Origin of the sequence: Nonomuraea antimicrobica (assembly GCF_039536965.1) — a bacterium.
Taxonomy (GTDB): domain Bacteria; phylum Actinomycetota; class Actinomycetes; order Streptosporangiales; family Streptosporangiaceae; genus Nonomuraea; species Nonomuraea antimicrobica.
Genome location: NZ_BAAAZP010000015.1, coordinates 60826 through 73289, shown reverse-complemented (window position 1 = coordinate 73289; position 12464 = coordinate 60826). Strand labels below are relative to the sequence as shown.

Here is a 12464-nt window from a genome sequence, read left to right as displayed (position 1 = left end):
CGGGCCGGCCGGCGGCGAGCGGCCCGGCGGCGACCCGCCCGCAGCCCGCCGTCAACGCCAAGCAGCAGGGCAAGGGCGACGACGATTTCGCCGACATCGAGGAGTTGCTCAAGCGCCGCGGCATCAGCTAAATCCGGCAACTGCCGCGCTTGTGTCACGGTTCCGAGACGGAACCGGAACGCACCCTAGACATTCCATTCAAGATCGATACGAATGAGTTTCGCAACAATCACAGATTAGCCACATAGCGGTCTGAGGGACTAGTCAGCGCAGCTCAGCCCATAGATTCTGCCTCCTGAGGTCGCGTCCCGCGGTCTAAAGTCAGTACGCAATAGACAGCGTCGTTCGGCAGCAGGGGGCTATTCGGCATGACCGCACCGCTAGACGTTTCCGGTTCCACCGCAGAAGCGCGACCGGAGTCTGTGCTCGCGGGAGCGGGCAAGGCCATCCAGGGCCGATCGCTCACCCGGATCGCCTGGATGCGGCTGCGCCGCGACAAGGTCGCTCTCGGCGGCGGCGTCGTCGTCGTGCTGCTGATCCTGGTGGCGGTGTTCTCCTCGCCCATCATCTCCGCGCTCGGTCACCCGCCCCTGGAGTTCCACCAGGACCAGATCGACCAGAACACGCTCCTGCCCAAGGGCACCTTCGGCGGCGTGAGCGGCGACTACCTGCTCGGCGTCGAGCCGGTCAACGGCCGCGACATCTTCAGCCGGATCGTGGCCGGCGCCTGGATCTCGTTGCTGATCGGCTTCCTGGCCACGATCGTGTCCGTCATCATCGGCACCACACTGGGCGTCATCGCCGGCTACTTCGGCGGCTGGGTCGACCAGATCATCGGCCGGCTCATGGACGTCTTCCTCGCCTTCCCGCTGCTGGTCTTCGCGATCGCGCTGGCCGGAGTCATCCCCGACGAGGGGTTCGGGCTGGAGGGCAACGGCCTGCGCATCGCGATGCTGATCTTCATCATCGGCTTCTTCAGCTGGCCCAGCATCGGCCGCATCGTCCGCGGCCAGACGCTGTCGCTGCGCGAGCGCGAGTTCGTGGACGCGGCCAAGAGCCTGGGAGCGCGCAACGGCTACATCCTCTTCCGCGAGGTGCTGCCGAACCTCATGGCGCCGATCCTGGTCTACTCGACCCTGCTGATCCCGACCAACATCCTCTTCGAGGCCGCGCTCTCGTTCCTCGGCGTCGGCATCAACCCGCCCACCCCGACCTGGGGTGGCATGCTCTCCGAGGCGGTTCGCTTCTACACGCTGCCCCACTTCGTGCTCTTCCCCGGGCTGGCGATCTTCATCACCGTCCTCGCGTTCAACCTGTTCGGCGACGGGTTGAGGGACGCCTTCGACCCGCGCGCGCGCTGAGTTCCGCGAACGTTTCATCCCCCGCATCACACCAACCAAGGGGTTAGTCAATGAGAAGGAAAACCGCACTGGCAGGGGTCGCGACAGCGGCGCTCGCTCTAGTGCTCTCCGCCTGTGGCGGAGGTGGCGGCACACCGCAGCAGCCCGCCCAGTCGGCCTCCGGCGGCGCGGCCGCGCAACCCGCGTTCAACTCCGCCCTGACCCAGGTGTACAACCCGTCCACGAAGAAGGGCGGGACGCTCAAGGCGGCCCACTCCTCCGACTGGGACAGCCTCGACCCGGCTGACACGTACTACGGCTACTCGTTCAACTTCGGCCGCCTCTACTGGCGGACGCTGACGATGTACAAGCCGGGCCCCGGCCCCGAGGGCAACACCGTCATCCCCGACCTGGCGGAAGGGCTCGGCCAGGCCAGCCCCGACGGCAAGACCTGGACGTACAAGCTCAAGAGCGGCCTGAAGTTCGAGGACGGCAGCCCGATCACCGCCAAGGACGTGGCGTACGCGGTGGCGCGGTCGTGGGACAAGAAGACGTTCACGCACGGCCCCTCCTACCTCAACGAGCTGCTCGCCTGGCCGGAGGACTTCAAGGGCGTCTACGAGACCCCCGACGTCGACTACAAGTCCGCCGTCGAGGCGACCGACGACAGCACGGTGGTCTTCCACCTGAAGAAGCCGTTCGCGTCCATGGACTACGTCGTCCAGATGCCGATGACGGCCCCGGTGCCGCAGGCCAAGGACACCGGCGCGAAGTACAAGGAGAAGGTCGTCTCCTCCGGCCCGTACAAGTTCGAGACGAACGAGATCGGCAAGCGCTTCACGCTCGTCCGCAACGAGAACTGGGACCCGGCGACCGACCCGAACCGCCCGGCGCTGCCGGACCGGATCGAGGTCCAGCTCAACGTCAACGCCGACGACCTGGACAACCAGCTCATCTCCGGCGCCATCCAGCTCGACATCCCGGGCACCGGCATGCAGCCGGCCGCGCTCGGCAAGGTGCTGCCCGACCCGGCGCTGAAGGCCCGTACGGACAACCCGACCATCCCCAGGCTCTGGTACGTCTCGGTCATTCCCGACACGCCCCCGCTGGACAACGTCGACTGCCGCAAGGCCGTGATGTGGGCCGCCGACCGCGTCGCCAACCAGACCGCCTACGGAGGCCCGCTGGCCGGTGGCGACATCGCCACCAACGTCATGCCGCCGCCCATCGTCGGCCAGGAGAAGTTCGACCTGTACGCCGCGCCCGAGAACAAGGGCGACGTGGCCAAGGCCAAGGAGGCGCTGACCGCCTGCGGGCAGCCCAACGGCTTCTCCACCACCATGTCCTTCCGTTCCGACCGTCCGCGTGAGAAGGCGCTGGCCGAGGCGATGCAGCAGGCGCTGGCCAAGGTCAACATCAAGCTCGACCTCAAGGGCTTCCCGGCCTCCAGCTACTTCTCCGACTACGCCGGCAACGTCGACTACGTCAAGAAGAACGGCATCGGCCTGGCCGGTCACGGCTGGGGCTCCGACTGGCCCGACGGTTACGGCTTCATGCAGGCCATCGTCGACAGCCGTACCATCCGCGACGCGGGCAACTACAACCTGAGTGTCAAGAACCCCGAGGTCGACAAGCTGATCGACCAGGCCTCGGCCGAGCTCGACACCGCCGCCCGCGCCAAGCTCTGGGTCGACGTCGACAAGAAGGTCATGGAGGACGCCTCCATCCTTCCGGTGGTGTGGGCCAAGTCGCTGCTCATGCGCGGACAGGGCGTGACGAACGTCGCCTACAACGAGGGCCAGAGCATGTACGACTACATCTTGCTCGGCGTCGAGTGACCAGGCGAGGTTCGGGGATCTAGCGAAGGCAGGTGAAGGCAGGAGTGGCCCGCCCGCGCGGCGGGCGGGCCACTCGGCCGGTAGCGGTGGTCACATACATCATCAGGCGTCTGATCGGCGCATTCGCCATGCTCATCGTGATCAGCATGGTCACGTTCGGCATCTTCTTCGTCGTCCCCCAGTGGGCCGGCGCCACGCCGGAGGCCATGGCGTCGCGATATGTCGGGCGTGCGGCCACGCCGGAGACCGTCCATCTGGTGGCGGAGCGGCTGGGCTTCAACGACCCGGTGATCGTGCAGTACGGCAGGTTCGTCAAGGGCATCTTCACCGGCGCCACGTACGACTACGGCGCCGGCGTCGAACAGTGCCCGGCACCGTGCTTCGGCTACTCCTTCCTCAGCGGCCAGCCCGTCTGGCCGGACCTGGTGGACCGGATGCCGGTGACGTTCTCCCTGGCCATCGGCGCGGCCTTCATCTGGGTCGTGGCCGGAGTGGGCGTGGGAGTGATCTCGGCGCTGCGCAGGGGCAGCCTGTTCGACCGGCTCTCGATGGGCACCGCGCTGGCCGGCGTCTCGCTGCCCATCTTCTTCACCGGCATGATCTCGCTGGTCGTCTTCAGCTACGGGCTGGGCTGGACACCACCGGGCGGCGCGTGGACCGACTTCACCACCAATCCCGCGCTGTGGGCCTACAACCTGCTGCTGCCGTGGATCACGCTGGCCTTCCTGTTCGCCGCCGGCTACGCGCGTCTCACCCGGGCCGGAATGCTGGAGACCATGGGGGAGGACTACATCCGCACCGCCAGGGCCAAGGGCCTGCGCGAGAACCAGGTCGTGGTCAAGCACGGCCTGCGCGCCGCGCTCACCCCGATCCTGACCCTCTTCGGCATCGACTTCGGCCTGCTGATCGGCGGCGCCGTGCTCACCGAGACCACCTATACTCTGCCCGGGCTGGGCCAGTTCGCCATCCTGGCCATCAGGAACCAGGACCTGCCACAGGTCATGGGCGTCGTGCTGGTCGCCGCCGGATTCGTGGTCGTGGCGAGCCTGATCGTCGACCTGCTGTACGCCGTCGTCGACCCGAGGGTGAGGTTGTCGTGAGCTTCCTTGACGTCAAGGACCTGAAGATCCATTTCCCGACCGACGACGGCCTGGTCAAGTCCGTCGACGGCCTGTCGTTCGGCGTCGAGCGCGGCAAGACCCTGGGCATCGTGGGCGAGTCGGGCTCCGGCAAGAGCGTGACCAGCCTCGGCGTGCTCGGCCTGCACAAGGGCAGCAGGGCGCGCATCTCCGGGGAGATCTGGCTCGACGGGGAGGAGCTCATCGGCGCCTCCGGCGAGCACGTACGCGGGCTGCGGGGCAAGAAGATGGCGATGATCTTCCAGGATCCGCTGTCGTCGATGCACCCGTACTACACGGTCGGTCACCAGATCATCGAGGCGTACCGGATCCACAACAGCGTCTCCAAGCAGGTGGCCCGCAAGCACGCCGTCGACATGCTCGGCCGGGTCGGCATCCCCGAGCCGGGCAGGCGCGTCGACAGCTACCCGCACGAGTTCTCCGGTGGCATGCGGCAGCGCGCCATGATCGCGATGGCGCTGTCGTGCGACCCCGAGCTGCTCATCGCCGACGAGCCGACCACCGCGCTCGACGTGACCGTGCAGGCGCAGATCCTCGACCTGATGCGCGACCTGCAGCGCGAGTTCAACTCCGCGCTGATCGTCATCACGCACGACCTGGGCGTGGTGGCCGAGCTGTCCGACGACATCCTCGTCATGTACGCGGGCAAGTGCGTCGAGTACGGCACCGCCGACGACCTCTTCTACCGGCCCGAGCACCCCTACACCTGGGGCCTGCTGGGCTCGATGCCGCGCCTCGACCGCGAGCCCACCGAGCGGCTCCTGCCGATCAAGGGCTCGCCGCCGTCCCTGATCAACGTGCCGCAGGGCTGCGCCTTCCACCCCCGCTGCCCGTACGCCGAGCGCACCGAGGGCAAGGCGGAGACCGAGGTGCCGGCCCTCGCCGAGACCGAGGGCGGTCACCTGGTGCGCTGCCATCTGACCAGAAGCGAACGGCAGGATCTGTGGCAGAACGAGATCAAGCCAGTGCTGGAGACCCAGTGAGTGACAACGAGCTGCTTCTTTCCGTGCAGAACGTGGAGAAGCACTTTCCCGTGACGAAGGGCCTGCTCAAAAGGCAGGTCGGCGCCGTCAAGGCGGTCGACGGGATCAGTTTCGACGTGTTCAAGGGCGAGACGCTCGGCCTGGTGGGGGAGTCGGGCTGCGGCAAGTCCACCACGGGACGGCTGGTGACCCGGCTGCTGGAGCCCACCGGCGGCAAGATCCTCTTCGAGGGGCAGGACATCACGCACATGGGCCAGGGCCGGCTCCGGCCGCTCCGGCGCGACATGCAGATGATCTTCCAGGACCCGTACTCGTCGCTCAACCCGCGCCACACGGTCGGCGCCATCGTCGGCGCGCCCTTCCGGATCCAGGGCGTGCAGACCGAGCACGGCGTCAAGAAGGCCGTCCAGGACATCCTCGAGTTGGTCGGGCTCAACCCCGAGCACTACAACCGCTACCCGCACGAGTTCTCCGGCGGGCAGCGCCAGCGCATCGGCATCGCCCGCACGCTCGCGCTCAAGCCCAAGCTGATCATCGCCGACGAGCCGGTCTCCGCGCTCGACGTGTCCATCCAGGCCCAGGTGGTCAACCTGCTGGAGGACCTGCAGACCGAGCTGGACCTGACCTACGTCGTGATCGCCCACGACCTGTCGGTGGTGCGGCACATCAGCGACCGGGTCGCCGTCATGTACCTGGGCAAGATCGTCGAGATCGCCGACCGCAAGCGGCTGTACAGCTCGCCCATGCATCCGTACACCAACGCGCTGATGTCGGCCGTGCCCGTGCCCGACCCGAAGAACCGCAAGGACCGCGACCGCATCCGGCTGACCGGCGACGTGCCCAGCCCGCTCAACCCGCCGCCCGCCTGCCGCTTCCACACGCGCTGCTGGAAGGCGCAGGAGATCTGCAAGACGGTGGAGCCGCCGCTGGAAGCGCGGGCCGACGGCCACCGGGTGGCCTGCCACTTCCCGGAGAACGCGCCCGAGGTGTCCACCGCCGCCGCCCAGGCCGAGGCCGGCTGACCGGCGTCACGCCGCCCGCCACCGCCGCCCGCCGCCGAACGAGAACGGCGGGCGGCGTCGGCCTGCCATGAACCGGCGCTGCTAGGAAATGGCTCCGGGGGTGATGAGCCCGGTCTCGTAGGCCAGCACCACGGCCTGCACCCGGTCACGCAGGCCCAGCTTGGTGAGCACGTTGCCGACGTGCGTCTTAACCGTCGTCTCGCTCACCACGAGCTTGGCCGCGATCTCCGCGTTAGACATGCCCTTGGCGATGAGCCGGAGCACCTCCAGCTCCCGCTCGGTGAGCCGGTCGAGCCGCGCGGGGGCCGCCTGCTCGTACGCCGACGGCAGCCGCGTGGAGAACCGGTCGAGCAGCCGCCGCGTCACGCTCGGCGCCACGATCGCGTCGCCCGCCGCCACCACGCGGATGGCCTGCACCAGCTCGTCGGGCGGCACGTCCTTCAGCAGGAACCCGGAAGCGCCCGAGCGCAGCGCCTCCACGATGTACTCGTCGAGGTCGAACGTGGTCAGCACCAGCACCTTCGGCACGTGCGCGGTGGGCGCCGCCTCGCGCACGATCCTGCGGGTCGCCTCGATGCCGTCGACGCCGGGCATCCGGATGTCCATCAGCACCACGTCGGGCAGCAGCGCCCTGGTCTGCTCCTGCGCGTCTTTGCCGTCTCCTGCCTGGCCCACCACCGTGATGTCGGGCTCGGCCTCCAGGATCAGGCGGAACCCGGTGCGCAGCAGCGGCTGGTCGTCCACGAGCAGCACTCTGATCGTCATTGGCCGTCCTTCAACGGGAACCTCGCCCGCACTTCGAAACCGCCCCCCGGTAGCGGACCGATGTTCAGGATTCCACCATAGAGGGCCACCCGTTCGCGAATGCCCAGCAAACCGTGCCCCGGCGGCAGCGCGGGCTCCCGGGCCGCGCCCCAGCCGTCGGCCCAGCCGTGCCCTGCGGGCTGCGGGGTGGACTGCGGGGTGGGCTGCGGGCCGGGCGCCGTGCCCCTGCCGTCGTCCTCCACCCGTACGTCCAGCTCGTGCGGCTCGTGCCGGACCGTCACCACGGCCTTCGCCCCGGCCCCCGCGTGCCGCAGGCTGTTGGTCAGCCCCTCCTGGACCAGCCGGTACGCGGCCAGGTCCACCCCCGCGGGCAGCGACACCGGCTCACCCTCCACCCGCAGCCGCGTCGCCAGCCCCGCCTCCCGCATCTGCTCCACCAGCGCCGGCAGGTCCCGCATGCCCGGCTGCGGGCCCAGCTCGGCCCGCGCTCCCGGCCTGCTGTCGGTACGCAGCACGCCCACGATGTTGCGCATCTCCGCCATCGCCAGCCGCCCCGTGTGCTCGATCGCTGACAGCGCCTCGCGCGCCAGGTCGGGATCGGCGGCCAGCACCCGCCGCGCCGCCGCGGCCTGCACCGTCATCACGCTCACGTGGTGGGCCACCACGTCGTGCAGCTCGCGGGCGATCCGCGAACGCTCCTCGGCCCGCGCCGCCCGCGTGTCGGCCGCGTGCGCCCGCTCCAGCCGCGCCGCCCGGTCTCTCAGCTCCTCCAGGTAGGCCCGGCGCAGCCGCAGGCTCCGGCCCGCGCCCCACACCGCCACCATGACCACGGCCACGACCACGTACTCGTTCCAGCTCGCCACCCCGGCCGGGCCGCCCGCCGCGCCCGTCACGAAGGCGATCAGCGTCAGCACCAGCGCCACCAGCGAGATCGCCAGCCCTCGGTAGGAGGCCACCGAGTACAGCAGCACCATGCCGGACAGGCTGGACACGCCCGTGCCGTAGCCCATCGCGTTGAGCAGCGTCTCGGGCACCAGCCCCGCGCACAGCGCCGCCAGCGGCCAGCGGCGGCGCACGGCCAGCGGCGCGCAGGCCAGCACCAGCAGCAGCGCGCCGAACGGGTCGGGCGGCCGCATGCCCTCGACCGGCACGCCCTCGGCCTGCAGGCGATCGGGCCCGTAGAGCACGAACAGCGCCACAGAGGCCCCCGCCACCACCCCGGCCAGCACCGTGTCGTGGAGCCTGCTCCGATCTATGCGCACGGCTTCACTGTAAGACCAGGTGAGAGCCCGTAACCTCCTCCCTCGGGAGGATAACCACCGATCAGCGCCCCGCTCCGTGGCCGTGCGACCGCGGCGCGTCAGAGCTCGTCCGTGGCCGATCGGCGGCTGCCGCGCAGCGTGTCGCCGGGCTGGCGGTCGGGCACCGGCGGTGGGGTGCCGCCGAACTCCGGGCACAGGGCCTGGTGGTCGCACCAGTCGCACAGGCGGCTGCGCCTGGCCCGCCACTCGCCCGTCTCCAGCGACCGCTCGATCGCCGCCCACAACGCCATCACCTTGCGCTCGGTGGCCAGCAGGTCGGCCTCGTCGGGCGCGTAGCGCAGGACCTCGCCCTGCCCGCCGAGATAGACGAGCTGCAGCAGCCGCGGCACCCGCCCGCGCAGCCGCCACAGCACCAGCGCGTAGAACTTCATCTGGAACAGCGCCTTGGCCTCGAAGTCGGGCCCCGGCGCGTTGCCCGTCTTGTAGTCGACCACCCGGACCTCGCCGGTCGGCGCCACGTCGAGCCGGTCGACATAGCCCCGCAGCAGCAGCCCTCCGTCGAGCACCGCCTCCACGTAGAGCTCGCGCTCGGCCGGCTCCAGCCGCGTCGGGTCCTCCAGCGTGAAGTAGCGCTCCAGCATGGCCCGCGCCTGGCCCAGCCACTCGGCCCGCTCGCCGTCGTCGGCGAACATCCGCGCGTATTGCGGGTCGTCGGCCAGCAGCCGCTCCCACTGCGGCTCCAGCAGCTCCAGCGCCGCCTCGACCGAACGGCGCGGCGCGGGCAGATCGTAGAGGCGCTCCAGCACCGCGTGGACCACCGTGCCGCGCACCGCCGCCTGCGAGGGCTGCTCCGGGAGCTGATCGATCACCCGGAAGCGATAGAGCAGCGGACACGTCATGAAATCGCCCGCCCGGGAGGGGGAGAGAGCTCCGATGATCACCGGTTCGGTCAACGTCATGCACCGCACTCTAGGTCAAGACGCCGACAGAATAACCTCTGCGGGACGAGGATCACGTGATCGGGCGCGTAGCATCAAGGCAGCAACAGCACGTAATGGACGTTCAAGGAGTGCGGTGAGCGAGCAGAGCCCGCGGCAGGAGTTCTCCGGTCTTCGGATGGGGAAGCCGTTCGGCATTCCGGTGTACGTCTCGTGGACATGGTTCCTGGTGGCGGCCTTCATCACCGTGATGTTCGGCCCTCAGATGCGGGCCATGCTGCCTCATCTCAACGACTTCGCCGCCTACGCGGTGGCGTTCGTGTTCGCCGTGCTGCTGTACGTCTCGGTGCTGCTGCACGAGCTGGCCCACAGCGTGCTGGCCAAGGCGTACGGGCTGCCGGTCCGCAGGATCACCCTCTATCTCCTGGGCGGCGTGTCGGAGATCGAGAAGGAGCCGCCCACGCCGGGCAAGGAGTTCATGGTCGCCGCGGCGGGGCCCGCGCTCTCGCTGGGGCTGGCCGGGCTGGGCCTGGTCCTCGACATCTTCGTGATCAACGACGGCGGCATCCTCGAGGTGCTCACCTGGCAGCTCTGGTTCGCCAACCTCATCGTCGGCGTGTTCAACCTGCTGCCTGGGCTGCCGCTCGACGGCGGCCGGATGCTGCGCGCCGGGGTGTGGAAGGTGAGCGGCAGCCCCGGCTCCGGCACGATCGTGGCGGCCTGGGGTGGGCGGGTGCTGGCGGCGCTGCTGGTGGTCTTCCCGCTGGCGACCGCGCTGACGAGCGGGCGCGAGTTCAACCCCTTCGACCTGGTGTGGCCGCTGGTGCTGGCGTCGTTCATCTGGATGGGGGCCACCCAGTCGCTGCGCATCGCCAAGATCCGGCAGCGGATCCCGCAGGTCAACGCCCGCACCCTGGCGCGCAGGGCCATCCCGGTGACCGCGGAGACGCCCCTGGCCGAGGCGCTGCGCCAGGCCGCCGAGCGGGGGGCGGGCGCGCTGGTCGTCGTCGACCACGAGGGCAGGCCGCTGGCCATCGTCAACGAGGCCGCCGTCCAGGCGACCCCCGAGCACCGCCGTCCCTGGGTGAACGTCGGCTCCATGGCCAAGTCGATCGAGCCCGCCATGGTGCTCGACGCCGACCTCGTGGGCGAGCCGCTCATCGACGCCATGCGCGAGGCGCCCGGCAGCGAATACCTGCTGGTGGAGAGCGGCGGACAGATCTTCGGAGTGCTCGCCACGGCCGATGTGAACAGGGTTTTCACCGGGGTCTGAAATGTCCCACTCGTTTATGCGGCAGGCCATGGATAGGGTCGTGCCCAGCGGTTTCGGGTCTGCCGCGGCCGGCTCCGGCGATTTCTGATATGCGGTGACTGGCCGATAGTGTGCTGTTTGGCCAAACTTGCACAGTTGAGGGGTTTGTTGCGGTCGACCGGTTCATCGAATCGAGATGAGGGGGCCGCGACACGGCCTCGTCGTCTGGGTATGCGTATGGCTGGTGACCGGCACGGCAGTGCGGGTGCCGTAATATCGCCGGTTTCCGGGGAGGAGAGTTGAGTGACCGAGCGCAGCGAGGGCACCAATGAGCGCAGCACGGTCGTCATGAGGGAGGACTCATGACCGACCAGGGTTTCGGAGTGGTGCGTCCGCTTCCTGGAAACGGGCTGGTCGCCTACGTGGGTGGGCTGCTGCTGGTGTGCTACGCGGCCGAGTCGGCCGCCGACGATCTGCTGGGGGCGCTGCGCGAGACGGCCGCGTCCGGCGGCGACGGCCGGGCGCTGGCCCGCCGCGCCGCGCAGGTGCTGGCGGCCAACATGGCGGGCGACCCCGTCACGTGCGCGGTCGCCGGTCCCGTCGGCGGTGGCGTCGCCGTCCTGGTGAGCGGGTCCGCCGCGGCCACCATCGGCACCTCCGCGGGCCAGACGCGGCTGGCCGGCAGCGACTCCCTGACCTGGGCCGACCGGCTGGTCACCGGCCCGGTCGAAAGCGTCGAGCTGAGCCTGCCCGGCGCGGGCAGCCCGCACCCCGCGGTCCGCTTCGAGGGCGGCATCGTGCACGGCGGCGGCCTCGTCGGCGACTTCACCGACCGGCCCGCGGCCGCCTCCGCCCCCTCCAGGCCGCTGACCAGCGAGATGCCCGCCACCGCCTTCCACATCGAGGCCGATCTGATCCAGCCGCCGGCGCAGCCGCCCGTCGAACGGCCCCCCTACCCGCTGGCCGACCAGCCCCCGGCCGTCCCCGGCCCCGCCTCGGGCCCGCAGCCCGCGCCGCCGGCCATGGACCCCCCGCCCTTCCTCCCCCCGCAGGAGCAGCCCTCCTACCTCACGCCGCCGGAGCCGCCTTATCCGCCGCCGCACGAGCCTCCCTACCCTCCGTCGCACGAGCCCTCGTTCCAGCCCTCGCACGAGCCGCCTTATCCGCCGCCGCACGAGCCCTCGTTCCAGCCCTCGACGGAGCAGCCCGCGTCCCTGCCCGAGCAGCAGTTCCCCTCCTACGACGAGCCGCTCCCCGCCGGCAACGGCGCCCCGGACCCGCAGGTCCCGCAGCACCTGGGCCCGCCCGACCACTACGATCAGCCCGCACCGCCGCTGCTCGGCCAGCCCGACCACTTCGACCACCCCGGCCCGCCGCCCCAGCAGGAGCAGCAGCCGGAGCAGCACGGCGACCGCCCGCTGGTCTACGGGGTCGACTGCAAGAACGACCACTTCAACGACCCCCGCGTGCCCTACTGCGCGGTCTGCGGCATCGCCCTGGTGCAGCGCACCCTCGTCCCCTACAAGGGCCCGCGGCCCTCGCTCGGCGTCCTCATCCTCGACGACGGCACGGCGCTGCCGCTGGAGAGCGACTACCTGCTGGGGCGCGACCCCGAGCGCGCGCCGGAGGTGGCGGGGGGCACCGCCAGGCCCGCCAAGGTCACCAGCCCCGACGGCTCGGTCTCGCGCCGCCACCTGCGGGTCGCGCTCGACGGCTGGGACGTCAACCTGGTGGACCTGGGCTCGGTCAACGGCACCCAGATCCAGCCGCCCGGCGACCCCAACTTCTACGACATCCCACCCAACGAGCCCGTCACGATCGCACCCGGCACGACAGTGCGCGTGGGGGTCTCCCGCACCCTCCGCTTCGAGGCGCACCGAGGCTAGCCGGATGGGCTGACGTCCGCCTCGACCCGCGCACGCCCT

At 70.1% G+C, this 12464-nt stretch carries 10 protein-coding genes; 7 read left to right on the top strand and 3 right to left on the bottom strand.

What is annotated here, in order from left to right:
• Positions 1–368: 368 nt before the first annotated feature.
• The 5 genes from ABD844_RS05495 to ABD844_RS05475 all read left to right on the top strand — a co-directional run bounded on the left by ABD844_RS05495 (position 369) and on the right by ABD844_RS05475 (position 6322).
• On the top strand, positions 369–1361 hold the full coding sequence (locus ABD844_RS05495) for an ABC transporter permease (protein WP_344873592.1): 993 nt from the start codon (positions 369–371) through the stop codon (positions 1359–1361).
• Positions 1362–1411: 50 nt separating this feature from the next.
• On the top strand, positions 1412–3178 hold the full coding sequence (locus tag ABD844_RS05490; RefSeq protein ID WP_344873590.1) for an ABC transporter substrate-binding protein: 1767 nt from the start codon (positions 1412–1414) through the stop codon (positions 3176–3178).
• Between the two features lie 86 nt (positions 3179–3264).
• Positions 3265–4278 carry an ABC transporter permease gene (locus tag ABD844_RS05485; protein WP_344873596.1) on the top strand — a complete coding sequence of 338 codons (1014 nt, stop codon included), beginning with the start codon at positions 3265–3267 and terminating at the stop codon, positions 4276–4278.
• Positions 4275–5300: an ABC transporter ATP-binding protein gene (locus ABD844_RS05480; protein ID WP_344873588.1), complete on the top strand. Its 1026-nt coding sequence runs from the start codon at positions 4275–4277 to the stop codon at positions 5298–5300. The genes ABD844_RS05485 and ABD844_RS05480 overlap by 4 nt, the downstream gene beginning before the upstream one ends.
• Complete coding sequence (locus ABD844_RS05475; RefSeq protein WP_344873586.1) at positions 5297–6322, top strand: ABC transporter ATP-binding protein; 1026 nt, start codon at positions 5297–5299, stop codon at positions 6320–6322. The genes ABD844_RS05480 and ABD844_RS05475 overlap by 4 nt, the downstream gene beginning before the upstream one ends.
• 81 nt (positions 6323–6403) lie before the next feature.
• Here ABD844_RS05475 and ABD844_RS05470 read toward each other — a convergent pair whose 3' ends face one another.
• From ABD844_RS05470 to ABD844_RS05460, 3 genes are all read right to left on the bottom strand, one after another.
• The gene (locus ABD844_RS05470) at positions 6404–7087 is read right to left on the bottom strand and encodes a response regulator (protein ID WP_344873584.1); all 684 of its coding nucleotides are present in this window, start codon (positions 7085–7087) and stop codon (positions 6404–6406) included.
• The gene (locus ABD844_RS05465; protein WP_344873582.1) at positions 7084–8349 is read right to left on the bottom strand and encodes a sensor histidine kinase; all 1266 of its coding nucleotides are present in this window, start codon (positions 8347–8349) and stop codon (positions 7084–7086) included. Before ABD844_RS05465 ends, ABD844_RS05470 begins: the two co-directional genes overlap by 4 nt.
• Positions 8350–8447: 98 nt before the next feature.
• Positions 8448–9308, bottom strand: a complete 861-nt coding sequence (locus ABD844_RS05460) for a RecB family exonuclease (RefSeq protein ID WP_344873580.1) — start codon at positions 9306–9308, stop codon at positions 8448–8450.
• 115 nt (positions 9309–9423) lie between these two features.
• Between ABD844_RS05460 and ABD844_RS05455 the strand changes: the two genes are divergently transcribed.
• Together ABD844_RS05455 and ABD844_RS05450 are read left to right on the top strand one after the other, a co-directional pair.
• Positions 9424–10560, top strand: coding sequence for a site-2 protease family protein (locus ABD844_RS05455; protein WP_344873578.1), 1137 nt, complete (start codon positions 9424–9426; stop codon positions 10558–10560).
• Positions 10561–10901: 341 nt separating this feature from the next.
• Positions 10902–12425 carry an FHA domain-containing protein gene (locus ABD844_RS05450; protein WP_344873576.1) on the top strand — a complete coding sequence of 508 codons (1524 nt, stop codon included), beginning with the start codon at positions 10902–10904 and terminating at the stop codon, positions 12423–12425.
• The last annotated feature ends 39 nt before the right edge of the window (positions 12426–12464 follow it).

Excerpts from the sequence above, each read along its gene's own strand:
- ABD844_RS05450 (WP_344873576.1), top strand. The coding sequence starts at position 10,902 with ATGACCGACCAGGGTTTCGGAGTGGTGCGTCCGCTTCCTGGAAACGGG.
- ABD844_RS05490 (WP_344873590.1), top strand. The coding sequence starts at position 1,412 with ATGAGAAGGAAAACCGCACTGGCAGGGGTCGCGACAGCGGCGCTCGCT.
- ABD844_RS05460 (WP_344873580.1), bottom strand. The coding sequence starts at position 9,308 with ATGACGTTGACCGAACCGGTGATCATCGGAGCTCTCTCCCCCTCCCGG.
- ABD844_RS05495 (WP_344873592.1), top strand. The coding sequence starts at position 369 with ATGACCGCACCGCTAGACGTTTCCGGTTCCACCGCAGAAGCGCGACCG.
- ABD844_RS05470 (WP_344873584.1), bottom strand. The coding sequence starts at position 7,087 with ATGACGATCAGAGTGCTGCTCGTGGACGACCAGCCGCTGCTGCGCACC.